This window comes from Mesorhizobium sp. WSM3864 (assembly GCF_002294955.1).
In the GTDB taxonomy this organism is placed as follows: Bacteria; Pseudomonadota; Alphaproteobacteria; order Rhizobiales; family Rhizobiaceae; genus Mesorhizobium.
In genome coordinates this window covers 539,868-564,914 of sequence record NZ_NSGD01000002.1, presented here as the reverse complement: position 1 = coordinate 564,914, position 25,047 = coordinate 539,868, and the positions used below count along the sequence as shown (strand labels likewise).

Genomic DNA, 25,047 nt, shown 5'->3' with positions numbered 1-25,047 from the left:
TGTGTCCGTTTGTCCGCGGGTTTGTCAGGCGCCCTTCGATGCGCGCTTTTCGAGGCTGCGCGCATAGGCAAGAAGCGCTTCGAAATCGTTGTCGATATGCTCGCGGGCATGGCGCTGGGCGGCGCGCATGTCCGTGCCCTTGAGCAGCGCCACATAGGTTTCGTGCAGGTCCTCGGCCGGTACCGGCTCGTTCCGCGCACGCTGGTGCAGGGCGAAATACATTTGCAGCCGGCTGGTCAGCCGCTGCCAGGTTTCGAGCAGCACCGAATTGTCGGCCCACTCATAGACCAGCCCGTGCAGCTGCAGCGCCGTCTCGATCTGGCGCGTGGTGTCGAGCGCCCGGGTCGCCTGCTTCACCGCTTCGTGGCGGCGGTCGAGCTCGTCGAAGAAGCGCTGGTCGCGCTGCGGCCAGGCGAGCTCGATGGCGAAGTCGTCGAGCACCTTGTTGAGGGAATAGGCGTCGACGATGTCCTTGGCGGTGACGTCGACGACGAAGGTTCCGGCATAGGGAATGCTGGTCAGGATACCTTCCTGCACCAGCTCGCGCATCGCCTCGCGCAGCGGCGCGCGGCTTACCCGCATCTGCTCGGAGATGCGGAGTTCGTTGAGCTTCTGCCCAGGCTCCAGCTGGCCGGTCAGAATGGCGCGCCTGAGCAGCGCGACGATCTCGGCCCTGCGCGTCGTATCCGCGATCGGACTGAAATCCAGCTTTGACATGTGGGCCACTCCGGATGAACCGACCGCAAGACAAGCAGATTGTCGACAATCCAACAAGAGGGTGACTATCGTTTTTTCGCGGATGGCAGGCGCGCAAACAAAACGGCGCCCTCGATGTGGGTGTCGAGGGCGCCGTCGGACCGGGACTGATGGGGGATTATCAGCTGGCCGGTTTCGTTTCCGGCAAGGGAGAAACCGGCATTCCGGGTCCGATCTTCTGCAAATTGCCGGTGATCACCTGGTCGCTCTCGGAGATGCCTGAGGTGACGGAAATCAGATCGCCGTCGGTCGGGCCGAGCGACACCAGCTTCTGGTCTACAGTGTTGTCTTTGCCGAGGACGTACAGATATTTGCCGAGCTGGCTGGAACCCAGCGCCACCTGCGGCACCATCAGCGTATTGGGCTGCTCCTTCACATGCAGCCGCACGCGCACATACTGCCCGGGCAGCAGCGTGAACTTGGCGTTGCCGATCGTCGCCCGCGCGGTGATCGTGCCGGTCGAATGATCGATCGTGTTGTCGATGAAGGTGAGCTCGCCCTTCTGGCTGGGCTCGGTCTCACCGGGCAACAGCACGTCGACCGCAATCGGACCGTTGGCCTTCGCCTGCTCGATCTCTACGAGGTCGGTCTCGCTCGGATTGAAGGTGACGTAGATCGGGTCGAGCTGCACCAGCGTGTTGAGAACCGTGCCGGCGACGCTCACCAGGGTGCCGACCGAGGCTTGGTTGCGGCCGATCCGTCCGGAGAACGGTGCCTTGATCTCGGCATAGCCGAGATTGAGCTCGGCCGTCCGCACCGCCGCCTGGTCGACCGCAAGGGCGGCTTCGGCCGTGCGCAAGTTGCTGGTGCGCTGGTCGAAGCTGTCCTTGGCGAGGTACCCGGCCTTGGCAAGGTCGGTGCCACGGCCGAGGTTGGACCGCGCGTAATCGAGCGCTGCCGCGTCGCGCTGCACCTGCGCCTTGGCCTGGTCGAGCGCTGCCTGGTAGTCCTCGGGCGCGATCCGGTAAAGCAGGTCGCCCTGCTTGACGTCGCTGCCGTCCTGCGCCGTCTGCTCCTGCAGATAGCCCGGCACGCGCGCCTGCAGGGTGATGTTTCGGATCGGCTCGACGCGTGCGGCGTAGTCGAGATAGATCGGCAGCGTCCTCTTGACGACGTTCACCACCGGCACCGGCATGACGAACGCCTTGGGCGCAGGTGCCGCGCCCGCAGTGCTGGCGCTGAGGCTGAGATTGCCCATGTCGAGCAGGTGCACGCTTGCCACCGAGATTGCGCCCAGCGCGACCGCCGTTCCCAAAGCGATTTTCCATTTACGCATGTTGGTCTCCAATCCTATTCGGCCGCCTGGGCGAGCCGGACGGGCTCGGCGGTCGGTTCAATCTCTTGTTGGTGCGGGGCATGTTGAGGCCCCGCGGCAGGTTCGCTCTCGCCGCCGCGCTCGCGCAGCTTCTCGATCACCGCGTAGAAGACCGGCACGAAGACCAGCGACAGGATCGTCGCCGCCACCATGCCGCCGAAGACGGTGGTGCCGATCGACTGCCGGCTGGCGGCGCCCGCGCCGGTCGCGAACATCAGCGGCAGCACGCCGAGGATGAAGGCGAAGGCCGTCATCAGGATCGGCCGCAGCCTCAGCCGCGCGGCTTCCATCGCCGCCTCGACGATGGTCAGGCCTTCCTCGCGGCGCCGTCGGGCGAACTCGACGATCAGGATCGCGTTCTTCGCCGCCAGGCCGATCAGCATGACGAAACCGATCTGCGAGTAGACGTCGATCTGCATGCCGCGCAGCAAGAGCACCACGAAGGCGCCGAATAAAGCGAGCGGCACGGCGAGTAGCACCATGAAGGGCATCGCCCAGCTTTCATACTGCGCCGCCAGGATCAGGAAGACGAACACGATCGCCAGGCCGAACACGATCGAGGCGATCGATCCGGCTTGGAGCTCCTGATAGGTGATGCCGGTCCATTCATAGCCGAAGTCCCGCGGCAGCACGTTTGCCGCCGCCCGCTCCATGGCCGCGACCGCTTGTCCGGACGAGAAGCCTGGCGCCGCGCCGCCGTTGATGAGGGCGGATGCATTGTTGTTGTAATGCGGCACGGTCTCGGGACCGACGATCGGCACCAGCTTGCCCAGTGTGCTCAGCGGCACCATCCCGCCGGACGCATTGCGCACGTAGAGGCGCGAGATGTCGTTCGCGTTTCCGCGCGCGTCCTTGTCGGCCTGAATCGTCACCCGGAAGGTGCGGCCGAAAAGGTTGAAGTCGTTGACGTAGAGGGAGCCGAGATAGATCTGCAGCGTGTTGAACACGTCGGGCAGGTTGAGGCCGAGCAGCTTCGCCTTGCTGCGGTCGAGGTCGTAGTTGAACTGCGGCGTCGAGGTCGAGAAGGACGAGAACAGCTGCTGCGGATTGAGCTCCGGCTGCTTGCGTGCTTCCGCGATCAGCGCCTGCGTGACCTCGTTGAGCGCGGCGCTGCCGCGGCCCGAAAGGTCTTCCACCTGGAATTCGAAGCCGCCGGTCGTGCCGAGGCCCGGGATCGAGGGTGGATCGAAGGAGAGCGCAAACGCCTCCGGTATCTGCAGCAACTTGTTGCGCACCTCGGCCACCAGCTTCGAGGCGTTCTGGTCGGGCCCGCGTTCGTCCCACGGCTTCAGGATGGCGAACTCCACCGCCGAGTTCGATTGCGCGGCGCTGGTAAGGAAGTTCAGGCCGCTGATCGAGCCGACGATGTCGACGCCGGGCGTGTTCTGCAGGATGTCGCGCGCCTTCTGCGCCACCGCGTCGGTGCGCTCCAGCGAAGCGCCGTCCGGCAGCTGGATGACGACGAAGAAATAACCCTGATCCTCCACCGGAAGGAAGGTCGAGGGCAGCTTCTGCCAGACGAAATAGGTGGCGACCAGGCCCGCCGCGAACAGGCCGAGCATGGCCCAGCGCAGCCGGATCAGAATGCGCACGCCATGCGCGTAGGCATGCGACAGCCAGTCGAAGCCGGCATTGAACCAGCGGAACAGCACGAACTGCGTTCCGCCGCGATGGCGCAGGAACGCGGCGCTCAGCGCCGGGCTCAGCGTCAGCGAGTTGAAGGCGGAGATGCCGACCGAGATCGCGACGGTAAGCGCGAACTGGTTGTAGAGCCGTCCCGAAACGCCGGGAATGAAGGCGACCGGGATGAACACCGCCATCAGCACCGCGGTGGTGGCGATGATTGGGCCAGTCACTTCGGCCATCGCCGCGCGCGTCGCGGCCAGCGGCTTGAGGCCGGCTTCCAGCTGCCGCTCGACATTCTCGACCACGACGATGGCGTCGTCGACGACGAGGCCGATCGCCAGCACCATGCCGAGCAGCGAGAGCATATTGAGCGAGAAGCCCAGCATGTACATCACCGCCAGAGTCGCGATCAACGACACCGGGATGGCGATGGTCGGGATGATGGTGGTGCGCCAGCTCTGCAGGAAGATGAAGACGACAGCCACCACCAGCACCAGCGCTTCGCCGAGCGTGATCAGCACGTCATGCATCGAGGCCGAGACGAAGCGCGTCGTATCGTAGTGCATGGCGTAGTGAACGCCCTTCGGGAAGCGCGCCGACAATTCTTGCATCTTGTCCTTGACCCGCTGCTGCAGGTCGAGCGCGTTGGAGCCGGGCATCTGGTAGACGGCGAGCACCACGGTCGGGTCCTTGCCGAAGAAGGCCGATGACGAATATTGCAGCGCGCCGAGCTCGATGCGGGCGACGTCGCGCAGACGCACGAGCGAGCCGTTCTGCGAGTTGGCGCGCACGACGATGTCGCCGAATTCCTTCGGGTCGCTCAAACGGCCGACCGCATTGACCTGCATCTCGAAGGCGGTGCCGGCCGGCGCCGGCGATTGGCCGATCTTGCCCGCCGCCACCTGCACGTTCTGCTCGGAAATGGCGTTCTGCACATCGACGGCGGTGATGCCGAGATTGGCCAGTTTGTCCGGATCGAGCCAGACGCGCATCGAATAGCGCCGTTCGCCGAAAATCTGCACGTCGCCGACGCCGGGCAGCCGCTTCAGCGGATCGACGACCTGGAGATAGGCGAGGTTGCTCAGCGCTACCGGATCGACCGAGCCGTCGGGCGAGGTGAGGTCGACGATCAGAACGAAGTTCGGGTTCTGCTTCTTGATCGTGACGCCGCCCTGGTTGACGATGGCCGGCAGGGAGGATGCGGCCTGCGAGACGCGGTTCTGGACGTCGACGGCCGCCGTGCTCAGCGGATAGCCGACGTCGAATGTGATGGTGATGGTCGAGGAGCCGTCATTCGAGCTCGTCGACGACATATAGGTCATGCCTTGCACGCCGTTGATCTGCTGCTCCAGCGGCGTGGTGACCGTATCGGCCACCACCTGCGCGCTGGCGCCTGGATAATGGGCGCTGACCACGACCTGCGGGGGCGTGATGTCGGGGAACTGCGAGACCGGCAGCAGGAAATAGGCGATCGTACCGGCGAGCACCATGATGATGGCGATCGCCGACGCGAAGATCGGGCGGTGGATGAAGAAGTTCACCATGACGCGGACGCCTCGCCGAACGGTTTTGCAAAATGGCGCAGGCGCCGGGCCCGGACGGAGCCGGAATCCTCCAGGAAGGATGGCAGGACATCGTCCGGCGCCTGTTCCGCGGCGCGCGAGCGCAGCATCCGTTCGAAGGCGGCGGGATCGACCCCATCAGCCTTCATCACCAGCCGGATCATCGGATCCCGGATGGCTTCGTCGATCGTCAGGTCTTTGCGCTTTTGCATAGGAGCGGCTCCTTGCTGCGGCCCGCATCGGATGATCACGGACCGCTTTTTTTCGTTTTCACCGGCCGAAGCCGCATGACAGGCAGCTTTTTTGTCCTATCTCACTCTGGCAGAGCTATCGGTGGGCCTTTGTCGTTTGACGAGGAGTGATATAGGTGTTACCAGTAAGTAACATCTGAAAGTTACAGACCGGTAACACCCTAGTCAAGAGGTGACCTCGGTTTTTTTGGAAACGACGAAAGGAGAGCATGATGACTGACGGCGTTGCGGAGCGTTCCCGCCCCCGGGATCGGATCCTGGAAACGGCGCAGGACATGTTCCACAAGCACGGCATCAAGGGTGTGGGCGTCGACGCCATCACGGAGGCTGCCGGCACCAACAAGATGACGCTCTATCGTCATTTCGAATCCAAGGACGATCTGATCATCGAATGCCTGCGCGCCACGGCGGCGAAGGCTTCAAGGATATGGGACGAGTTCGAGGCCGAGCATCCCGGCGACAAGCTCGCGCAGTTGCATGCCTGGGTCCGCAAGGCTTCGGAACTGCTTAGCGCCGACAGTCGCGGCTGCGACATGGCCAATGCCGCCGTCGAGCTCACCGAGACCGATCACCCGGCACGGCGCGTCATCAAGGAACTGAAGGAAGCCCAGCGCGAAAAGCTGGTTGCGCTCTGCCGCGATGCCGGCATCGGCCAGGCCGAGCTGCTCGCCGATACGCTATCGCTGCTGCTCGAAGGCGCGCGCGTCTCGATGCAGAGCGTTGGCGCCGAGGGCCCGAGCGCGCAGTTCGTGCGCATGGCCGAAAGCCTGATCGCCTCGTTCCGGGCACGCTGACCACATCCCTCATCCGCCCCTTCGGGCCACCTTTCTCCCCGAGGGGAGCAGAGGTTTGGGGCGGCACCAACGATCTCCTCTTCCCTCGGGGAGAAGTCGAATTCCCCGAATTGCAAGGCAATATCCGGGTGAGGGGCGCTCGGCTTAAGTATAGGCAAAGAAAAAGCCCGCTGCCGGGAGGAGGAGGCAGCGGGCTTCGATTTCGAATACGGCGCGGGAGGAGGAGCACCGCATTCAGCGCCGGTGTCTGGGAGGAGGAAGACATCCGACGCCGCAATAATTACGATTTGCCCAACCATTCGGCAACTGCGAAACGTGCATAGCTGGTGTGCAGATTTGCCGGATCAATCGTCTGACAAATCAGTGAGGCGACGGCATGGTGCCATTCGCGCCTACTGCACCGGCACGTTTTCCTTCATGATCAGCCGGGGCTCGATGAATTTTTTGGTCAGGTACGGTGCCGACGAGGCGATCGAGCCGAGCAGGCGGATCACTGCTTGCTCGGCAATCAGCCGCGCGTTCTGGTCGATGACCACGTCGGCGAGATCGTCGACCAGATAGCGGCGTGTTTCCCTGGTCAGGTCATGGCAGATGAAGACGGGCTTTCTGCGCGGCCTGGCTTCGAGCAACGCCTTGGCCACGCCGGAGCGTCCGGCGCCGACGCAGTAGATGCCGAGCAGTTCCGGTTCGTTGTGCAAGGCCTTCATGGTCGCGCTGTAGCTGGCGTCGGGCTCGTCGTTGATCTCGACGGCGCTGGAGACGGTGAGATTGGGGAACTCTTCTGCGAGCACCGAGCGGAAACCCATCTCGCGCTCCTCGTGGCCGCGGTAGGAGCGCGAGCCAACGACCATCGCGAGGTGCCCGATCCGGCCGCCAAGGAAGCGGCCCATCAGCAGCGCCGCCGTGCGTCCGGCAACCCGGTTGTCGATGCCGACATACGCCGAGCGAGGGGCCGCGGGCACATCGGAAACCAGCGTGACCAGCCGAATGCCGGCCTCGACCAGCTCGCGCAAAATGTTGCGCGTGCGTGGATGGTCGACGGCGATGACGCCGACGCCATTGGCCTTGAGCGAGAGGTTCTCGATCGCGCCCTGCAGCGCGCCCGGCGAGATGCCGGCGAGATTGTGGATGCGGCAGGAGGCGACCAGCGGCAGGCGCCCTGCATAGTCCTCGATATGATGGGCAAGGTCGGCCATGAAGGCGTTGCTGCCGATCGGCAGGAAGAATTCGAGATGCGCCGGCTTCGACGGCAGCACGACTTGATCGAGCGTCGGCAGATAGCCGAGCTGCTTTGCCGCCTCCAAGACGCGCTGCCGGTTGGCCGCGCTTGCGCCCGGCCTGTTGTTGAGCACTCGGTCTACCGTCGCGGTCGACAAGCCGCAGCTTCTGGCGATGTCGGCTACGGTCGCTTTCATGGGTCCGGTCATAGGGTGGGATGCGAGCCCCTGTCAGCCAAATCGAAGTCAGGCCAAATCAGCCATGCGGCTGCGGGCCGTCGGAAATCGCATCGCGGATCTCCTTGTCCGACATGCCGGTGATGACGCGTTCGACGTCCGCGACTGTGGTCTTCTTCGGATCGATATCATCGGCCACCACCTTGCCGCGCCGCATCACCACGATGCGGTCGACGACCTGGAAGACATGGTGGATGTTGTGTGCGATGAAGATGCAGGAGTGGCCGGAATCGCGGGCGCCGCGCACGAAGCTCAACACCCCTTGCGTCTCGGCGACGCCGAGATTGTTGGTCGGCTCGTCGAGGATGATGAGGTCGCTGTCGAAATGCATGGCGCGCGCGATCGCCACTGCTTGCCGCTCGCCGCCTGACAGCGAGCCGATCGGCGTCGTCGGCGGGATGTTTTTGGAGATGCCGACCTGCTTGAGCAGGTCGCGTGCCACCGTGTTCATCGCCTCCTGGTCCATGCGATTGAGGAAACGCGGCGGTTTGATCGGCTCGCGCCCCAGGAACAGGTTGCGGGCGATCGACAGCTGCGTGACGAGCGCGGAGTCCTGATAGATCGTCTCGATGCCCTCAGCGATCGCGTCGCTGGTGCGTCGGAAATTCACCTTCTTGCCGCGCACGAAAATGTCGCCGCTGGTCAGCGGCACCGCGCCCGACAGCACCTTGATCAGTGTCGACTTGCCAGCGCCGTTGTCGCCGAGCAGGCCGACGATCTCCTTTTCGTTGACGTGGAAGTTGGCGTCCACCAGCGCCTGTACGCGCCCATAGGACTTGCGGATGTTCGTCATGCGGATCAGAGGCTCGGCCATCGTCTTCAAGTCCCTGCCTGGTGCCGGCGTTCGAGCCATGAGTGCAGCGCCATCATCCCGAGGATGATCGCGCCAATGAAGATGTTGTAGGCGAGTCCCGGCACGCCGATCAGCACGATGCCGTTGCGCATGACGCGCAGGATCAGGATGCCGAGCACCGTACCGATAATGGTGCCGCGGCCGCCAGTCAGCGCCGTGCCGCCGATGACCACCATGGCGATGACCTCGAGCTCGTAGCCGGTGCCGCTGTTCGGATTGGCGGCCGAGGTGCGCAGCGACGAGATCACGCCAGCGAGCGAGGCCATCACCGCCGACAGGATGAACAGGCCGATCTTGACCCGGCTGACATTGACGCCGCGGGCGCGCGCCGCGTTGGGATTGCCGCCGGCCGCCTGGATCCAGTTGCCGGTGCGGCTTTGCGTCAGCACATAACCGAGCGCGATCGCGGCGCCGATGAACCAGAACAGCGAGGCATAGATGCGGAACGGGCCGATGTAGAAGTCGCCGACCAGGATGTCCGCAAGCCAGCTGCCTTCGGCGCTCCAGGTGCGCTGCGGAAAGCCGTCGGTGACGAAAAGCGCGGTGCCGCGCACGACGAGCAGCATGCCGAGCGTGACCAGGAAGGACGGGATCTTGAGCTGGGTGACGAACCAGCCATTGATAAGCCCGATCAAGGCCGCGACCACCAGCGCGATGGCTAAGCCCATCTCCAGCGAGGTGACCCCGCCGTTGAACAGCGTCCACATTAGCACCGGCGAGAAGCCGAACAGCGAGCCGACCGAGAGGTCGAATTCGCCCGACGTCATCAGCAAGGTCATTGCCAGCGCGATCAGCCCGAGCTCGACGGTGAAGGCGAGGATGTTGGAGATGTTCTGCGGCGACAGGAAATCCGGGTTGATGCCCCAGAAGACGACGAGCTCGACGATCAGCAGCACCAGCGGCCCGAATTCCGGCCGCGCGATGAAACTCTGGATGAAGGAACGGTTTTCCATTGGGCCCGCGATGTCAATGATTGGCGAGCCCGCTGCGATCAGGCAGGACTCGGTGGTCCAGGAAGCGATCGCGGCCCGAAAGCCGCGACCGCTGATGCCAACAATTACTTGCCGGACAGGATCTTGTCATAGACGCCGGCGGTATCCTTTTCATAGAGTGCGCCGGTGATGACGTTGAAGCCCGGAGGAATGCCGGCAGACGCCATCGCCGCCATCGAAAGCGCGATGTAGCTGGTCGCCTGCGGGTCCTGCCACTGCGCGGCGTTGACATAGCCGTTCAGCACTTCCTGGGTGGTGTCGAGCGAGTTGCCCCAGCCGACGACCGGGATTTCGCCCGGCTTGACGCCGACCTGGTCGAAGACGCGCTTGACCGAGCCGGTGACGAGGTCGCCGAGGCCGATGATCGCCTTCACCTTGCCCTTGTGGGCGGTGAGATAATCGACCATGCGGTTGATCACTTCGGCCTGGTCGAGCGTCGCCTCGGTCACCTCATAGGTGATGCCGAGCGGCTCGAACACGCTCTTGATGCCTTCCTCTTCCTGCACGCCATAAGTGGCGCCGGGCACCTCGACCGGCATCCACACGAAGTCGCCCTTCTTCACCAGGCCCTTGTCGACCAGATACTGCGCCCAATGCTTGCCGAAGGTGACGTTGTCGCCGCCGACATAGGCGTTGAAGTTGGCCTTCGGGTCGGGCGTGTTGAAGTTGATGATCGGGATGTTGGCCGCGCGGGCCTCCTTGACGATCTCGACGAGGCTGCCCGGATCCGGGCTGGTGGTGACGATGCCGTCGGCCTTGGCCGAGATGGCGGCGCGGACGGCCTCCTGCTGCGAGGCAACATCGTTATTGTGGAACGAGGTGTTCACCTTGTTGCCGGTGTCGGTCGCCCATTGCTTGGCCCCGGCCAGGAAGTAGGTCCAGACCGGATCGGCCGGCCCGCCATGCGAAATCCAGTAGAAGGTCTTGGCCTCAGCCATCGCCGGAATGGCGATTGCCGCGATCAAGCCAAGCACGAACAGTCTCAGCCTCGAAAGCATCGATTTCCTCCCATGTTGAAAACCACCTCCACATTAGGCGCGATACGATCCTCGAGGAGCGCATCTCCTGCCCGCGCCGACCGGGTGCCTCTAGAGCATTCCCTTTTTCGGCCGCTGGCAAGCCTCCATCGTCAATGGATGTCGGCTCAGGCGCGCACGCCATCAGCAATCCCATCAGATTGCATCAGCTGCGATGATTTTCGCGGGCAAGCCATGCGATCGGCCCATTCGCTGCGCGGATTGGCCTCCCGGCAGCGGCCCTCGCTCTTAACAGCCGATCACGGATTTGCTACCGATCCCCTGGCGGGCGATGCGAGGACAGTCATGACAATGCCTGGAATGTAGCGCGTCTCGTATCAGCTAAGTGGGAAGTGAAATGCACGCCAGGCGACGCTTGCTGCCATTCCAGGTAATTTCGGTGATGATTGGCATATTATTGTTTGCTTTGTTTGAGACTCTTTTCGGTTATTTTTTGGCTATTGTACTTATAGCAATGTACCTTTTTACGGTGTGCTATCTATACATCAGAATAAGATAGAATTTATGCCGCGCTAGAACAGGCCCGCCTTGGCCAGGTCGCGCATCAGGTGGCTGGCGCCGTAGGTCCAGTGCGGGCAGTCGGGCGACAGCCGCACGCGGTTGACAAGTGCGCCAAGTTTTTCCGACGAGATGGTGACGATGTCGCCGATCTTGTGCGTAAAACCCTTGCCCTTCTCGCCGCGATCCTTCGAAGGCACGAACATGGTACCAAGGTAGAGCGCCAGCCCGTCCGGGTACTGGTGATGCGGTCCTATCGCGGCTTTGACCAGCTCTTCCGGCGAGCGGCTGATCTCCGCCATCGAGCTTGCGCCCTCCAGCGAAAAACCGTCCTCCCCCTCGACGCTGAGCCGCACCGTGGCGCGCTTCACGTCGGCGATGGAAAAGGTCTCGTCGAAGAGCCGAATGAAAGGTCCGAGCGAGGCGGAAGCATTGTTGTCCTTGGCCTTGCCGAGCAGCAGCGCCGAACGCCCCTCGACGTCGCGCAGATTGACGTCATTGCCGAGCGTGGCGCCGACGATGCGGCCGGAGCTGTCGGCGATCATGGCGATCTCCGGCTCCGGATTGTTCCAGGTGGAGACCGGATGCAGCCCGACATCGGCGCCGAAGCCGACGGAGGCCATCGGCTGGCATTTGGTGAAGATCTCGGCGTCCGGGCCGATGCCCACTTCCAGATATTGCGACCAGGCGCCGCGCGAAATCAGCTTGGCCTTGATCTCCATCGCTTCCGGCGAGCCGGGCTTGAGCTTGGAGAGATCGTGGCCGATCAGCCCGGCGATGTCGGCGCGGATCGCGTCGGCCTTTTCCGCCGAGCCGCGCGCCTGCTCCTCGATGACGCGCTCGAGCAGGCTGACGACGAAGGTGACGCCGGAAGCCTTCACCGCCTGCAGGTCGACTGGGGAGAGCAGGATCGGCTTCTTGGCATCGCGCTGAGCTTCGAAGCTGTTGGCTGCGATGTCTTCCAGTGTGCCGATCGCCTTGCCCCGGGCCGAGCGCACGTAGTCGGCCGGGTCCTTCAGCTCGCAGAGGTCGCGCACAGTAGGCGCCGCGTTCGACGTGATGTCGATGACCTCGCCTGCGCGCACCGTGACCACCAGCGGATGGGAGGCTTCGCTGGTCCTGGCGCGGCCGACGAAAAGGCCGTCGCCAGGGAGGCGGGTTAAATCGGTCATGGTCTTCTGTCCTCTCGATTGTCGCGCGGCACTTTCCCCGGATTTAATGCAAACGTCTATCCCGTCGATGGCGAGGTTATGAGTCAATGGCATGCTGTCACATAGCCAAGCGCGGACTGGCCCATCGGGTCCTCTTTCAAATTCATGAAATCAGCAATAGGATTTTCACGAGCTCCAGCGCCTCAGGTGACCAATTGCCCACCTTTTCCGATCCGGTCTGGCAAAAGCCGCGAACAGCTCCGGCGTTCCAGTCCGAGCTGTCGAGCGACGGCACCCTCGACGCGGTGATCGTCGGCGGCGGCATCATGGGTCTGTCGACCGCCTTGCATGCGGCCCGGGCCGGTCTTTCCGTCCAGGTGCTGGATGCCGGTGCGATCGGGCAGGGCGCGTCGGGCTTGAACGGCGGCCAGGTCATTCCCGGCCTCAAATATGATCCCGAATGTCTGCTCGAGCACTTTGGCAAGGAGCGCGGCGAGGCCCTGGTCGACTTCGCCGCTTCGACGGCCGACGCGGTGTTCGATGTGATCCGTGACGAGAAGCTTGCGGTGCCGTTCACGCGCAATGGCTGGATCCAGGCCGCGCATACCGAAACGGCCTTGAAGGCCGTAGCCAGCCGCGACCGGCAATGGCGGGCGCGCGGCGCCGACGTCAAGCTGCTCGACCGGGCCGAGATCGCCGCGATGACCGGCGCCAAGGGCTATCTCGGTGGCTGGCTCGACCGCCGCGCCGGCGTCATCGATCCGCTGTCCTACACGCTCGAGCTTGCCCGCGTCGCCTCTGCCGTCGGCGCCGGGATCGCCGAGCAGCAGCGGGTGGTGAGGCTCACCAAGGAAGCCGGCGTCTGGCGGGTCTCCACGCAAGGCGGCGCCGAACTGCGCGCGACGAGGGTCGTACTCGCCACCAACGCCTATACGGATGGCCTGCTGCCCGGCCTCGCGCAAACAATCGTGCCGCTGCATTCCTTCCAGATCGCCACGGCACCGCTGCCGGCGGAGCTTGCCGCAAGCATCCTGCCCGGCGGGCAAGCCGTTTCCGATTCCCGCCGCATCTTGATCTATTACCGCAAGAGCCCTGATGGCCGGATGGTGTTGGGTGGACGCGGCCGCATGGCCCTGCCTTCAAGCGCGGCCGACTGGGCGCATTGCGAACGCGCGCTGCTGCGCCTCTATCCGGCGCTTTCCGGCATCGCCATCGAAAAGCGCTGGTTCGGTCGTGTGGCGATGACCCCGGATCATCTCCCGCACCTGCATGAGCCGGAAAAGGACCTGCTTGCCGTGGTCGGTTGCCAGGGCAGGGGCGTCGGGCTGATGAGCGCGCTGGGCAAGCGCATTGCGGGTTACCTCGCGACCGGCGACGTCAGTCAATTGCCTTTCCCGCTGTCGCCGATCCGGCCGATCCCGTTCCACGCCTTCCGCCAGGTCGGCGTTGCCGCCACCATCGCCTGGTATCGGATGCTGGATGCCCTCGAGCGCTGAAGTTGAACGCGGCAGCGCATCACCGATTTAGCTTGACAGTTTCATGAATATGAAAAATCATTAGCTGATTTCAAAAATCCGATGGGCAGCTAGCAGATGTCCACCATCGTTGCAGCGCGGCCATCGCCGGAAACCCGCATCTCGCCGGTCTTCCGCTTTGCCATGCTGTTGCCCGGCGGGCTGGTCACTTTCTTCCTCATCCTCTTTGCCCTCGGCCTGGTGCTCTTCCTTGCCTTCAGGAGCAACGACGGCTCGCTGCTCGGCGCCGGCCTGACGGCGGCAAACTTCGTAACTGTGGCCACCGATCCGCTCTACTGGACGGTGACGCTGCGCTCGCTGGTCATCGCCGGCCTGGTGACGCTCGCCACCGTCGCTACTGCATATCCGGTCGCCTACTACCTCGCCTTCCATGCCGGCCGCCGGCGCAACCTGCTGCTCTTCCTGGTCACGCTGCCGTTCTGGACCAGCTACCTTTTGCGCGTCTTTGCCTGGAAGATCGTGCTTGCCTACAACGGCGTGCTGAACTCGGCTTTCATCGAAAGCGGTCTCTGGTCGGAGCCGACGCTCGCCTTCCTCAACACGCCGGCGGCGGTGGTGGTGACGCTTGCGCACGCCTACGCGCCTTTCGCCATCCTGCCCATCTACGTGGCGCTGGATACCATCCCGAAATCGCTGCTCGAAGCCGCCTCCGATCTCGGCGCGCGCCCGTTCACGTCGTTCCGCCGCGTCGTGCTGCCCAATTCGATGCCGGGCGTACTGGCGGCGGCTCTCGTCGTCTTCGTGCCGACCGTCGGCGACTATGTCACGCCGGCTATGGTCGGCGGCCCGGCCAGCACCATGATCGGCACGCTGATCCAGTCGCAATTCGGCAAGGCCAATGACTGGCCGTTCGGCGCGGCCCTCTCGGTCTGCGTCATGCTGGTCATCCTGTGCGTGGTCCTGGTCGCGCGCGGCGCCGACCGCCGGTTTGGCAGCCGCACATGAGCGCGGCGCGCAAAGAGGCAAATGCGGGCGGCCGCTGGCTCGGCCTCTATGTGCTTGCCTATCTCGTCTTCCTCTATCTGCCTATCCTTTTGATCCCGCTGTTTTCCTTCAACGATTCCATCCAGGCGGCGTTTCCGCTGCAGGGCTTCACGCTCGGTTGGTACGAGACCCTCTACGGCAATCCGGCGCTCTCCGGCGCTTTGGCCAACAGTCTCGTCATCGGTGTCGTTGCTGCCTCGGGGGCAACGCTATGCGGCATCACCGTTTCCTATATGGACCTCTACGGCCGCTCGCCGCTCGCGGCTACGATCAGTGCCATAGCCCGGCTGCCGATCCTGATCCCCGGCGTCATCGTCGGCATCTCGCTCTTGATCCTGGTCAATCTCATTGGCCTCGGCCCGTCGCGCGTCGCAATTGTGCTCGGCCATATCCTGGTGGCGCTGCCGACGACGGTGGTGGTGATGCGCAGCCGATTCGCGGCGATCCCAAAGACCATTCGCGAGGCGGCGCTCGACCTTGGGGCGTCGGACTGGACAACGTTCCGGCGCGTCATGCTTCCGCTCAGCCTGCCGGCGGTGCTGTCGGCCTTCATGCTCGCCTTCCTGACCTCCTTCGACGAGTTCATCGTCGTCTTCTTCCTCGCCGGCACCGAGCCGACGCTGCCGCTCTACATCTGGAGCCAACTGCGCTTCCCGCGTTCGCTGCCGACGGTGATGGCGCTCGGAACGGTGATCCTGGCCGTGTCCTTCGTCATCGCCACCCTCGCCGAGATCCTGCGCCATCGCGGCCTCGGCGCCGCGCGCCGCAATCCAGCCTGAACCACAACAAGAAAGAGGAGAACGAAAATGACAGTCCACCTGAAATCGATCACGGGATACAAAGCCCGCGCGGGCCTAGCCGCACTCGCCCTGGCGCTGTCGTCGACCGTCGCTTTGGCTGCCGACAAGCTGCAATATTTCACCTGGTCGGGCTACGAGCTGCCCGACTTCAACAAGAGCTTCCTCACCGCGCATCCGGACGGCGTCGAGGCCACGATCTTCGGCGATGACGACGATGCCTTCACCAAGGTCAAGGCCGGCTTCCGGCCCGACATCGCCCATCCCTGCTACGACAAGGTGGCGCGCTGGAACAAGGAAGGCCTGCTGCAGCCGATCGACACCAAGCGCATCAAGAACTGGGATTCGATCTTCCCGGTGTTCAAGAACCTGCCCGACCTGCAGGCCGGCGACGGCAAGGTCTGGATGGTGCCGTGGGACTGGGGCAACACCTCGATCCTATACCGCACCGATCTGGTCAAGAACCCCGAGGCGAGCTGGAACCTTTTGTGGGACAAGCAATATGCCGGCCGCATGGCGACCATCGACGCCGTGCATGACACGCCGATCGTCGCGGCACTTCTGGCAGGCGTGAACCCCTTCGACATGACGCCGGAGCAGATGGAAAAAGTCGCGGCGAAACTGCGCGAGCAGCGGCCGCTGCTGTCGAGCTACACCACCGACATGACCTCGGTCGAGCAGGCGCTGGCCAGCGGCCAGTTGGTCGCCGCCATGACCTGGAACGCGTCGGCCACGTCGCTCAAGAAGCAGGGCGTGCCGGTCGAGTTCATGAAGCCGAAGGAAGGCATGCTCACCTGGGCCTGCGGCTTCGTCATGCTGAAGAACGCCAAGAACGTCGATCTCGCCTATGACTTCATCAACAGCCGGCTCGACGCCGATTCGGGCAAGTACCTCATCCAGTCCTACGGCTATGGCAGCTCGCTTTCGACCGCCTTCGCCGGCGTGTCGAAAGACGAGCTGGACAAGCTGCAGCTGCCGGCGGATCCCGACGTGATGCTGAAGAGCACGATCTTCACCGGACCGATGAAGCAGAACGACGACGTCGCCAAGATGTTCGAGAAGGTGAAAGCCGGCGGCTGAGCGCACTTGCCTTCTCCCCTTGTGGGAGAAGGTGGATCGGCGCGCAGCGCCGAGACGGATGAGGGGTGATCCAGGGAACGCCGACGTCTTACTTCGCTGGAACACCCCTCATCCGTCGCCTTCGGCGACACCTTCTCCCACAAGGGGAGAAGGGGGGCTTGGCGGCGCTGCGCCGCACCGGTGGAAAGACAACAAGGACTATTTGATGGACATTGTTGACGAGGCAAAACCGAAGGACGATGCCGACGTGCGTGTCGGCCGGCGCGTGCGGGCGCTGAGGCTCGAGCGCAAGCTGTCGCTGGCCGAGCTCGCCGCCAAGGCCGGCATATCGATCGGCGCGCTCAGCCAGATCGAGCGCGGCATGTCCTCGCTGCGCGTCAAGGTGATCTGGCCGCTGGCCGCCGCCCTCGACATCGAGCCCTCGGCCCTGATCGCCGACGGCGATGAAGCGGTCAACGACCTCTATTGCGTGCGCGCCGACAAGCGGCGCGCAATCCCGGTCAAGTCCGAGGGCATCGCCAAGGCGCTGCTGTCGCCGCCCGCCGCCACACTCACCGGAATGCTGGTGACGGTCGAGGCCGGCGGCGGCACCGCCGAAGCTTATGCACATGCCGGCCACGAATTCGGCTTCGTGATGACGGGCGAGGTCGAGCTGGTGGTTGACGCCACGGCCTATGTGCTGAAGGCCGGCGACAGCTTTGGCTTTAAGAGCACGCTGCTGCATGCCTTCCGCAATCCGGGCGCCGAGCGCTGCCAGATCCTGTGGGTCAACACGACAAAACCCTCCGAGGTGCGCGATGGCGCCTGACGCGCTCGTTCGTCTAGAGAACGTCTCGAAGGTCTTCCCGGGCGGCGTGGTCGGGCTCGATGCGGTCGATCTCGACATTGCGGCGGGCGAGTTCCTGACCCTGCTCGGCCCCTCAGGCTGCGGCAAGACGACGAGCCTGCGCGTCATCGCCGGCTTCGAGAGCCCGACCAGCGGCAAAGTGCTGCTCGAAGGCGGTGACATCACCGGTCTGAGGCCCTTCGACCGTCCGGTCAACACCGTCTTTCAGGACTATGCGCTGTTCCCGCATATGGACGTCGCGGCGAATGTCGGCTTCGGCCTCTCGCTGCGCAAACTGTCCGGTACCGAGCAGGCCAAGCGCGTCGGTCAGGCGCTTGACATGGTCGGCCTAGCCGACAAGCTGCGCGCCCGCATCTCCGAACTGTCGGGCGGTCAGCGCCAGCGCGTCGCGCTTGCCCGCGCCATCGTCTGCGAGCCGCGTGTGCTCTTGCTCGACGAGCCGCTGTCGGCCCTCGACGCGCATCTGCGCGAGCAGATGCAGGTCGAGCTCAAGCGGCTTCAGTCCCGGCTCGGCACCACCTTCGTCATGGTCACGCACGACCAGACCGAGGCGCTGTCGATTTCCGACCGCATCGTCGTCATGAACAAGGGCCGCATCGAGCAGATCGCGCCGCCCGCGACGCTTTACGACCGTCCGGCGACGCGGTTCGTCGCCTCCTTCATCGGCACCATGAATCTCCTGCAGTCACGCTTTGTCGGGTGCGACGGCGAGCGGCTGCGCTTTACCGCCGGCGAGCTGCCGCTGGAGGCCATACTGGAAACCGGCGAGACACCGGCTGTCGGCGACGCACGAACCATCGGCGTTCGTCCGGAGGATCTTGTGGCGGCCATCGAGGCCGCCGAAGGCACCGCGCCGGCGCGGGTGAGTGGCATCGTCTTCCACGGTCGCACGCTGCGCCTTCACGTCGAACTGGGGCAGGGGACTGCAATCGTCATCGATGCCCCACGCCGCGCCGACGGTTTTCGATTCAGCATCGGCGACGTAGCGCACATCAGCCTGCGGCGTGGCGCCAACTGCCCTGTGCTCTCGAACTGATCGCCGGCCTCACGAAGCCTTGGCGAAAAAGCCCTGATAATCGGACTTGGCCTGCAGCAGGCGCAGGATGTTCTCGCGCGAGCCGCGCACATGGGCGCGAGCGCGCTCGCCGGCTAGAGCGACATCACCGGCGCAGATCGCGTCGACGATGCCCGTATGCTCCTCGCGGGTGAGCTTCCACTCGTCCAGCCACAGAAGCTCGGTCCACACATATTGCTGGCATTTGTCGAGGATGCCGCAAAGCATGCCGTGCAGCATCTCGTTGCCGCTGATCTCGGCGATCACCCGGTGCAGATCGATGCCGACCTGCAGTTCCTCGAATTTCTCTCGTGTGCTGCGGTCGGGGATTGCCGCCAGCCGTTCGCATTCGGCGAGCATGTCGCGCAGCCGCGCCTTGTCGGCGGCGGTCGCGTTCGCCGCTGCCAGCTCGGTCGCGCGCCCGTCGAGCAGCTCGCGAATGTCGAAGGCCTCGCGGAACATGGTCAGGTTGAACTCGGCAACAATATAGCCCTGGCGCGGACGTCCGATCACCAGGCCGTCGCGCTCGAGACGGTTGAAGGCTTCGCGCACCGGCGTGCGGCTCACCTTCAGGCGCTCGGCGATCTCGTTCTCGGTCACGCGGCCGCCTGGCGGGATCTGGCCGGTGATGATCAACGCCTTCAGCTTCTCGAACACCGAATCGCGCAGCGTGTTCTTTCTCTCCTTGCTCAAGCGTCCCGCCTCCAACGGTCAGTCACGGATTCGCAGTCTAGTGCCTTTTGGCTCCTGCTTGAAACAGGGCCGTATCAAACGCTCCCGCCCCGAAGCCTCAACTCATCGCCGCCCAAAAAACGCTCGGCACATGTTGACATCGACTTCCGGAGAATTACACTCAAAATTGTATACAAATTCGCATACCAAATCAACGATAATGGGAACATCGGTTGGAGAAGCGAAAATGACGAAGAGACTTTGCATTCACGGTCTGGTCGTAGCCGGCCTGCTGGCCTCGGCCGCCGTTCCGGCCTCGGCCGCCGACACCATCACCGTCGCCTCATGGGGCGGCACCTATCAGGAGGCACAGACCAAGGCCTTCTTCGATCCGACGGCCAAGGAGCTCGGCATCACCATCAAGCAGGACACCACAAACGGCCTCGACGACGTGCGCCTGCAGGTCACCGGCAATGCGGTGAAATGGGACATCACCGAGCTTGGCGCCGACGAATGCGCGCGCGGTTCCAAGGAGGGCCTGTTCGAAAAGCTCGACTACAACGTCATCGACAAGAGCGGCATCAACCCGAAGCTCGTCCATGACGACTGGGTTGGCATCTCCTACACGTCCGTCGTGCTGATCTACCGGACCGATGTTTTCGGCGACAAGGGACCGAAGACCTGGGCCGATTTCTGGGACGTGGAAAAGTTCCCGGGCCGGCGGGCGCTCTCCGGCAGCCAGGCGACGGAGACACTGAGCGTCGCGGCGCTCGCCAAAGGCACTCCGATCGACAAGGTCTATCCGGTCGACATCGACGGCGCGCTGCAATCCGTCGACAAGGTCAAGGGTCACATCGACGCTTGGTGGACCTCGGGCGCGCAGGCCATGCAGCTCGTCAAGGACGGTGAGGTCGATATGGCGAGCATCTGGAACGGCCGCGCCGGCACCCTGAGGAAGGAAGGCGCACCCGTCAGCTTCTCCTTCGACCAGGGTGTGCTTACCGCCGACTGCATGGTCATCCCGAAGGGCTCGAAGAACAAGGACCTCGCGATGAAAGCGCTGGCCAAGTTCGTCAGCCCCGACCTCCAGGCCAATCTGCCGCTCTATGTCGACAACGGCCCGGCCAACGAGAAGGCCTTCGAGACCGGCAAGATCCCGCAGGAGCGCATCAAGGACATCAACTCCGCGCCCGATAACGTCAAGAAGCAGGTGCTTCAGGATCCCGAGTTCTGGCGCGACAACCTCGTCGAGGCGACCGAGAAGTTCAACAACCTGATCCAGCAATAACGACTGCGGGGCGGAGCGGCGCGCCGAGGCGCTGCTCCCCCGCTATCAATGATCCGGAGTTGAAGGAGATGCTCTTGTCTCTTGCGCCGTCAGCGCTCCCCATCGGCATCCATGGTATCGAGAAGCGCTTCGGGGCGCTCTCCATCCTGAGCGATCTCAGCCTCGATGTCGCGGCCGGTGAATTCCTGACGCTGCTCGGTCCGTCGGGGTCGGGAAAGACCACGCTGCTGATGATCCTGGCCGGATTTGTGCGAGCCAATGCCGGCTCGATCAAGGTCGGCGGCGAGGAGATCATCACCATGCCGCCACACAAGCGCAACATCGGCATGGTGTTCCAGAACTATGCGCTATTTCCCCACATGAACGTCTTCCACAACATCGCCTTTCCGCTGAAGCAGCGGCGCGTATCGGCGGCGGAAACGGCCGAGCGTGTCGAGCGGGCGCTGGACCTGGTGCAGCTGAAAGGTCTCGGCGAGCGCCGCGTCGACCAGCTTTCCGGCGGCCAGCGCCAGCGCGTGGCTTTGGCCCGTGCCATCGTCTTCGAGCCGCGCATCGTGCTGATGGACGAGCCGCTGTCGGCGCTCGACAAAGGCTTACGCGAGCACATGCAGATCGAACTGCGCAACCTGCATCGGCGGCTCGGCATGACGACGGTCTACGTCACGCATGACCAGCGCGAGGCGATCACCATGTCCGATCGCATTGCGGTCATGAATGCCGGGCGCATCGAGCAGATCGACCAGCCCGAGGTGCTCTACGCCCGGCCTAAGACGAAGTTCGTCGCCGGCTTCATCGGCGAATCCAATTTCATCCCGGTCGAATGCCGCAACGGCAGCGTCTGGTATGAGGATCGGAAGCTGCGCATGAATGACCCGGCGCCGTCCGCCGGTCGGCACTTGATGGTGGTGCGGCCGGAGAAATTGCGGCTGCTCGCCGACGCGGATCAGGCACGTCCCGTCAACGCGCTGCCGGCAACGGTCGGCGATGTCATCTATCAGGGCGACAGCTTCATCTGCTACGCGACGCTTCGCGACGGCCGCCAGGTGACGCTGCGCGACTATTGTCGCAGCGACGTGCTGGCGAAGCTGCCGGCGCCGGGCGAGCCGATCACGCTTGGCATCGATGCCCAGGACGTCGTGCTGGTGACGGATCAATGAGCATCGGGTCCGCCAGTCTTGGTCACGCCGTCCGGCAGGACGGGGAACTCAACGCCAGGGCGTTGCGCTCGGATGCCAGGCGCCAGGCGCTGGGACTGCTGGCACTGCTGTCGCCCGGGCTGTTCTTAGTCTTTGCCGTCATTATTGTGCCGATCGGCTGGCTGTTCTGGCTGTCGCTGTTCGACGAGAGCGGCCAGCTCAGCCTCGCCAATTACGCGCGCTTCTTCGAGCAGGCGTCCTACATCAAGACCTTCGCGACCACCTTCAAGGCTGCCTTTGTTGTCACCGGCGCCTGCGTGCTGTTCGGCTACCCGCTGGCCTATATGCTGTCACAGCTGCCGCGTCGCGCCGCCTCGATCTGCCTGATCTTCGTCATCCTGCCGTTCTGGACCTCGGTGCTGGTGCGCACCTATGCCTGGCTGGTCATTTTGCAGCGCAAGGGGCTGATCAACAATTGGCTGATCGATCTCGGCGTGATCGGCCAGCCGCTGCCGCTCGCCAACAATTTCGCCGGCGTCGTCATCGGCATGACCCACATCATGCTGCCCTTCCTGGTGCTGCCGCTCTATGCTTCGATGAAGACCATCGATGTCGACTGCCTGCGCGCCGGCATGAATCTCGGCGCCAGCCCCGCCGCCACCTTCCGGCAGATCTTTTTCCCGCTATCGCTGCCGGGCCTCGCCTCTGGCGTGGTCATCGTCTTCGTGCTTTGCCTCGGCTTTTTCGTCACGCCGGCGCTGATGGGCGGCGGCAAGGTCATCATGTGGGCGATGCGCATGGAGCAGGCGACCAGCCTCTACTCGAACTGGGGCGCGGGTGCTGCGCTCGGCGTCGTGCTGCTTGCCGTCACGCTGGCGCTGCTCGGCTTGTTCCAGTGGCTGCTCGGCGCGCGCGCCACCGGCGTTTGGAGCCAGCGATGAGCGCGGAAAGCAGCCTGCCTATAACGCATTGGCAACGCCTCTGGCTCTATCTGCTCGGCGGCCTCGTCATGCTGTTTTTGATCGCGCCCTCGGTGATTATCGTCATCATGTCCTTCTCCGGCTCGACGCTGCTGCAGTTCCCGCCCGAGCAATGGTCGCTGCGCTGGTATGAGAGCTATTTCGGTTCCGTCGAATGGCGCGACGCAACCATTGTCTCGGTGAAGGTGGCGGTGATGACCGCGATCGTGGCGACGCCGCTCGGCACCGCAGCTGCCTATGCCATCAACGCCGGCACGCTCAGGCTGACCGGCGCCATCAATGCGCTGCTCACGGCGTCGCTGATCATTCCGGTCATCCTGATCGGCATCGGCACTTTCTTCCTCTATGCCCGCATCGGCCTCAACAACACGCTGACCGGCCTCGTCATCGCCCACACCGTCCAGGCGTTGCCGCTGGTCGTGCTCACCGTCCTGTCGGGGCTGCGCTCTTACGACATGAACCAGGAGATGGTGGCGCGCAGCCTTGGCGCCGGCCGCTTCGCGGCCTTTTTCCAGGTGACCATGCCGCAGTTGCGCTTCTCGATCGTCTCGGGCGCGCTCTTTGCCTTCATCACCTCCTTCGACGAGGTGGTGGTGTCGCTCTTCATCTCGGGCGGTGAGACCACGACGCTGACGCGCCGCATGTTCAATGCATTGCGCGACCAGATCGATCCGACGATTGCCGCCATTTCGACTTGCCTGATCGTGCTATCGATCGTCTTGTTGTCCGCCGCCCAGCTTTTCGGCCGCGGACGTTGAGAATACAGGGATACCTCGAACAGAATGCGTGATTTCCAGTTTCCAGGCCGCTCGCCGGTCCGCGCCACCGAAGCCATGGCCGCGACCTCGCATCCGCTCGCCACACTTGCCGCCATCGACATGTTGCGGTCCGGCGGCAATGCGATGGACGCCGCCGTCTGCGCCGCGGCCGTGCAAGCCGTGGTCGAGCCGCAGTCGACCGGTATCGGCGGCGACTGCTTCGTGCTCTATTGCCCGAAAGGCGAGGGCAATGTGATCGCCTTCAACGGCTCGGGCCGTGCGCCCAAGGCAGCAACCGTCGACTGGTATCTGGAGAACGGCTTCAGCGAGCTTCCGAAGCAGGGTCCTCACGCCGTCACCGTCCCTGGCGCCGTCGATGCCTGGTGCAGGCTGCTGCAGGACCATGGCCGCAAGGGCATCGCCGACGCGCTGGCGCCAGCGATCCGCTATGCCGAAAACGGCTATGTCGTGCACGACCGCGTCGCCTTCGACTGGAAAGATCCCGAGACCGACCTGTCGGCCGACGAGGTGGCGGCGCGCATCTTCCTGCCTGGCGGCAAGCCACCCCGGGCCGGCGACGTGCATCGCCAGCCGGAGCTTGTCGAAACGCTGCGCATCATCGCCAGCAAAGGTCGTGCCGGCTTCTACGAGGGTGCGGTGGCCGAGGACATCGTCGGCCGCCTGCGCCAACTCGGCGGGCTGCACACGCTGGACGACTTCGCTTCGACCCGAGGCGACTACAAGACCCCGGTCGGCATCTCCTACAAGGGCTACGGCATCCATCAGATGCCACCCAACAATCAGGGCCTGACCGCGCTTTTGATGCTGAACGTGCTCTCCGGTTTTGAACTCGGCGGGCTCGACCCCAATGGCGCCGAGCGCCTGCATCTGGAGATCGAGGCCGGGAGGCTCGCCTACCGCGACCGCGATACATTTCTCGGCGACCAGGATCATGTCGCAGTCCCGGTGAAGGAGCTTTTGTCGGCCGTCTATGCCGACCGGCTGCGCGCCGCCATCGACCGCGAACGCGCCATGACGCATTTGCCGCGCGTCGATTTGCCGGGCAGCGACACGGTCTACATCACCGTCGTCGACCGCGACCGGAATGCGGTGAGCTTCATCAACTCGACCTATTATTCCTTCGGCAGCGGCGTCGTCGGTCCGAAGACCGGCGTCGTGCTGCAGAACCGCGGCACTTCGTTCCGGCTCGATCCGAAGCATCCGAACGCAATAGCGCCGGGCAAGCGGCCGATGCACACGATCATGCCGGGCATGATGGTGAGGGACGGCCGTGCCGTGATGCCCTTCGGCGTCATGGGCGGCGGCTATCAGCCCTTCGGCCATGTCCATCTTTTGACCAACATGATCGACTTCGGCATGGATCCGCAGCAGGCCTTGGATGCGCCGCGCGTCTTTTACAATCACGACGTCGTGGAAGCCGAGCGAAGCGTGCGTCCCGATACGATCGAAGGCCTGCGCCGCCGCGGCCATCGTGTTGTCGAGCCAGACCATCCGCTCGGCGGCGGGCAGGCGGTGCTCATCGATTGGGAAAAAGGCACGCTGACCGGCGCCTCCGATCCGCGCAAGGACGGCTTGGCGCTCGGATACTGAGCAGCCCTTTGCTGGA

The 25,047-nt window shown here is 64.0% G+C and carries 22 protein-coding genes; 12 read left to right on the top strand and 10 right to left on the bottom strand.

Annotated features, from left to right (window positions below; genetic code table 11):
• Positions 1-24: 24 nt before the first annotated feature.
• The 4 genes from CK215_RS06940 to CK215_RS06925 all read right to left on the bottom strand — a co-directional run bounded on the left by CK215_RS06940 (position 25) and on the right by CK215_RS06925 (position 5,471).
• Entirely contained in the window at positions 25-717 is a 693-nt protein-coding gene (locus CK215_RS06940; protein ID WP_095827052.1) for a GntR family transcriptional regulator, read from the bottom strand.
• Positions 718-877: 160 nt separating this feature from the next.
• Positions 878-2,032, bottom strand: a complete 1,155-nt coding sequence (locus CK215_RS06935) for an efflux RND transporter periplasmic adaptor subunit (RefSeq protein WP_095776656.1) — start codon at positions 2,030-2,032, stop codon at positions 878-880.
• A gap of 14 nt (positions 2,033-2,046) precedes the next feature.
• Positions 2,047-5,241, bottom strand: coding sequence for a multidrug efflux RND transporter permease subunit (locus CK215_RS06930; RefSeq protein WP_095830477.1), 3,195 nt, complete (start codon positions 5,239-5,241; stop codon positions 2,047-2,049).
• Positions 5,235-5,471 carry a hypothetical protein gene (locus tag CK215_RS06925; protein ID WP_095830476.1) on the bottom strand — a complete coding sequence of 79 codons (237 nt, stop codon included), beginning with the start codon at positions 5,469-5,471 and terminating at the stop codon, positions 5,235-5,237. Before CK215_RS06925 ends, CK215_RS06930 begins: the two co-directional genes overlap by 7 nt.
• Before the next feature lie 251 nt (positions 5,472-5,722).
• Here CK215_RS06925 and CK215_RS06920 point away from each other — a divergent pair, with 251 nt between their 5' ends.
• Positions 5,723-6,304: a TetR/AcrR family transcriptional regulator gene (locus CK215_RS06920; protein ID WP_066989382.1), complete on the top strand. Its 582-nt coding sequence runs from the start codon at positions 5,723-5,725 to the stop codon at positions 6,302-6,304.
• Positions 6,305-6,696: 392 nt separating this feature from the next.
• Here the strand turns inward: CK215_RS06920 and CK215_RS06910 are convergent, their stop codons facing one another.
• From CK215_RS06910 to CK215_RS06890, 5 genes are all read right to left on the bottom strand, one after another.
• Positions 6,697-7,719, bottom strand: a complete 1,023-nt coding sequence (locus CK215_RS06910; RefSeq protein WP_095827056.1) for a LacI family DNA-binding transcriptional regulator — start codon at positions 7,717-7,719, stop codon at positions 6,697-6,699.
• Positions 7,720-7,777: 58 nt separating this feature from the next.
• On the bottom strand, positions 7,778-8,572 hold the full coding sequence (locus CK215_RS06905) for an ATP-binding cassette domain-containing protein (RefSeq protein WP_095830605.1): 795 nt from the start codon (positions 8,570-8,572) through the stop codon (positions 7,778-7,780).
• Positions 8,573-8,577: 5 nt separating this feature from the next.
• Complete coding sequence (locus tag CK215_RS06900; RefSeq protein ID WP_095830475.1) at positions 8,578-9,564, bottom strand: ABC transporter permease; 987 nt, start codon at positions 9,562-9,564, stop codon at positions 8,578-8,580.
• 104 nt (positions 9,565-9,668) lie between these two features.
• Positions 9,669-10,601, bottom strand: coding sequence for a substrate-binding domain-containing protein (locus CK215_RS06895; RefSeq protein ID WP_095830474.1), 933 nt, complete (start codon positions 10,599-10,601; stop codon positions 9,669-9,671).
• 551 nt (positions 10,602-11,152) lie between these two features.
• Entirely contained in the window at positions 11,153-12,310 is a 1,158-nt protein-coding gene (locus tag CK215_RS06890; RefSeq protein WP_095830473.1) for a fumarylacetoacetate hydrolase family protein, read from the bottom strand.
• A gap of 194 nt (positions 12,311-12,504) precedes the next feature.
• Here CK215_RS06890 and CK215_RS06885 point away from each other — a divergent pair, with 194 nt between their 5' ends.
• The 6 genes from CK215_RS06885 to CK215_RS06860 all read left to right on the top strand — a co-directional run bounded on the left by CK215_RS06885 (position 12,505) and on the right by CK215_RS06860 (position 18,568).
• The gene (locus tag CK215_RS06885; protein ID WP_245418624.1) at positions 12,505-13,785 is read left to right on the top strand and encodes an FAD-dependent oxidoreductase; all 1,281 of its coding nucleotides are present in this window, start codon (positions 12,505-12,507) and stop codon (positions 13,783-13,785) included.
• 96 nt (positions 13,786-13,881) lie between these two features.
• Positions 13,882-14,769 (top strand): ABC transporter permease, encoded by an 888-nt coding sequence (locus tag CK215_RS06880; RefSeq protein ID WP_095776234.1) that lies wholly within the window; start codon positions 13,882-13,884, stop codon positions 14,767-14,769.
• The gene (locus tag CK215_RS06875) at positions 14,766-15,587 is read left to right on the top strand and encodes an ABC transporter permease (protein ID WP_067327787.1); all 822 of its coding nucleotides are present in this window, start codon (positions 14,766-14,768) and stop codon (positions 15,585-15,587) included. The genes CK215_RS06880 and CK215_RS06875 overlap by 4 nt, the downstream gene beginning before the upstream one ends.
• 27 nt (positions 15,588-15,614) lie before the next feature.
• Positions 15,615-16,685: an ABC transporter substrate-binding protein gene (locus CK215_RS06870; RefSeq protein ID WP_095830472.1), complete on the top strand. Its 1,071-nt coding sequence runs from the start codon at positions 15,615-15,617 to the stop codon at positions 16,683-16,685.
• Positions 16,686-16,890: 205 nt separating this feature from the next.
• Positions 16,891-17,493, top strand: coding sequence for a cupin domain-containing protein (locus tag CK215_RS06865; protein ID WP_066988889.1), 603 nt, complete (start codon positions 16,891-16,893; stop codon positions 17,491-17,493).
• Positions 17,483-18,568 carry an ABC transporter ATP-binding protein gene (locus tag CK215_RS06860; RefSeq protein WP_095830471.1) on the top strand — a complete coding sequence of 362 codons (1,086 nt, stop codon included), beginning with the start codon at positions 17,483-17,485 and terminating at the stop codon, positions 18,566-18,568. Before CK215_RS06865 ends, CK215_RS06860 begins: the two co-directional genes overlap by 11 nt.
• Positions 18,569-18,577: 9 nt before the next feature.
• On the opposite strand, the gene CK215_RS06855 is transcribed toward CK215_RS06860, so the two are convergent.
• Positions 18,578-19,279 carry a GntR family transcriptional regulator gene (locus tag CK215_RS06855; RefSeq protein WP_066988885.1) on the bottom strand — a complete coding sequence of 234 codons (702 nt, stop codon included), beginning with the start codon at positions 19,277-19,279 and terminating at the stop codon, positions 18,578-18,580.
• Between the two features lie 226 nt (positions 19,280-19,505).
• Between CK215_RS06855 and CK215_RS06850 the strand changes: the two genes are divergently transcribed.
• The 5 genes from CK215_RS06850 to ggt all read left to right on the top strand — a co-directional run bounded on the left by CK215_RS06850 (position 19,506) and on the right by ggt (position 25,031).
• On the top strand, positions 19,506-20,546 hold the full coding sequence (locus tag CK215_RS06850) for an ABC transporter substrate-binding protein (RefSeq protein WP_095830470.1): 1,041 nt from the start codon (positions 19,506-19,508) through the stop codon (positions 20,544-20,546).
• 74 nt (positions 20,547-20,620) lie between these two features.
• Complete coding sequence (locus tag CK215_RS06845; protein ID WP_095781972.1) at positions 20,621-21,703, top strand: ABC transporter ATP-binding protein; 1,083 nt, start codon at positions 20,621-20,623, stop codon at positions 21,701-21,703.
• A complete protein-coding gene (locus tag CK215_RS06840; RefSeq protein ID WP_095830469.1) occupies positions 21,700-22,623 on the top strand; it encodes an ABC transporter permease in 924 nt (307 codons plus the stop codon). Before CK215_RS06845 ends, CK215_RS06840 begins: the two co-directional genes overlap by 4 nt.
• The gene (locus tag CK215_RS06835) at positions 22,620-23,420 is read left to right on the top strand and encodes an ABC transporter permease (RefSeq protein ID WP_067327792.1); all 801 of its coding nucleotides are present in this window, start codon (positions 22,620-22,622) and stop codon (positions 23,418-23,420) included. Before CK215_RS06840 ends, CK215_RS06835 begins: the two co-directional genes overlap by 4 nt.
• Before the next feature lie 24 nt (positions 23,421-23,444).
• Positions 23,445-25,031 carry a gamma-glutamyltransferase gene (gene ggt / locus CK215_RS06830; protein WP_095830468.1) on the top strand — a complete coding sequence of 529 codons (1,587 nt, stop codon included), beginning with the start codon at positions 23,445-23,447 and terminating at the stop codon, positions 25,029-25,031.
• The last annotated feature ends 16 nt before the right edge of the window (positions 25,032-25,047 follow it).

Bases quoted from the DNA above. Each gene is read 5' to 3' on its own strand.
- CK215_RS06940 (WP_095827052.1), bottom strand. From the start codon at position 717: ATGTCAAAGCTGGATTTCAGTCCGATCGCGGATACGACGCGCAGGGCC.
- CK215_RS06935 (WP_095776656.1), bottom strand. From the start codon at position 2,032: ATGCGTAAATGGAAAATCGCTTTGGGAACGGCGGTCGCGCTGGGCGCA.
- CK215_RS06930 (WP_095830477.1), bottom strand. From the start codon at position 5,241: ATGGTGAACTTCTTCATCCACCGCCCGATCTTCGCGTCGGCGATCGCC.
- CK215_RS06925 (WP_095830476.1), bottom strand. From the start codon at position 5,471: ATGCAAAAGCGCAAAGACCTGACGATCGACGAAGCCATCCGGGATCCG.
- CK215_RS06920 (WP_066989382.1), top strand. From the start codon at position 5,723: ATGACTGACGGCGTTGCGGAGCGTTCCCGCCCCCGGGATCGGATCCTG.
- CK215_RS06910 (WP_095827056.1), bottom strand. From the start codon at position 7,719: ATGAAAGCGACCGTAGCCGACATCGCCAGAAGCTGCGGCTTGTCGACC.
- CK215_RS06905 (WP_095830605.1), bottom strand. From the start codon at position 8,572: ATGGCCGAGCCTCTGATCCGCATGACGAACATCCGCAAGTCCTATGGG.
- CK215_RS06900 (WP_095830475.1), bottom strand. From the start codon at position 9,564: ATGGAAAACCGTTCCTTCATCCAGAGTTTCATCGCGCGGCCGGAATTC.
- CK215_RS06895 (WP_095830474.1), bottom strand. From the start codon at position 10,601: ATGCTTTCGAGGCTGAGACTGTTCGTGCTTGGCTTGATCGCGGCAATC.
- CK215_RS06890 (WP_095830473.1), bottom strand. From the start codon at position 12,310: ATGACCGATTTAACCCGCCTCCCTGGCGACGGCCTTTTCGTCGGCCGC.
- CK215_RS06880 (WP_095776234.1), top strand. From the start codon at position 13,882: ATGTCCACCATCGTTGCAGCGCGGCCATCGCCGGAAACCCGCATCTCG.
- CK215_RS06875 (WP_067327787.1), top strand. From the start codon at position 14,766: ATGAGCGCGGCGCGCAAAGAGGCAAATGCGGGCGGCCGCTGGCTCGGC.
- CK215_RS06870 (WP_095830472.1), top strand. From the start codon at position 15,615: ATGACAGTCCACCTGAAATCGATCACGGGATACAAAGCCCGCGCGGGC.
- CK215_RS06865 (WP_066988889.1), top strand. From the start codon at position 16,891: ATGGACATTGTTGACGAGGCAAAACCGAAGGACGATGCCGACGTGCGT.
- CK215_RS06860 (WP_095830471.1), top strand. From the start codon at position 17,483: ATGGCGCCTGACGCGCTCGTTCGTCTAGAGAACGTCTCGAAGGTCTTC.
- CK215_RS06850 (WP_095830470.1), top strand. From the start codon at position 19,506: ATGACGAAGAGACTTTGCATTCACGGTCTGGTCGTAGCCGGCCTGCTG.
- CK215_RS06840 (WP_095830469.1), top strand. From the start codon at position 21,700: ATGAGCATCGGGTCCGCCAGTCTTGGTCACGCCGTCCGGCAGGACGGG.
- CK215_RS06835 (WP_067327792.1), top strand. From the start codon at position 22,620: ATGAGCGCGGAAAGCAGCCTGCCTATAACGCATTGGCAACGCCTCTGG.
- ggt (WP_095830468.1), top strand. From the start codon at position 23,445: ATGCGTGATTTCCAGTTTCCAGGCCGCTCGCCGGTCCGCGCCACCGAA.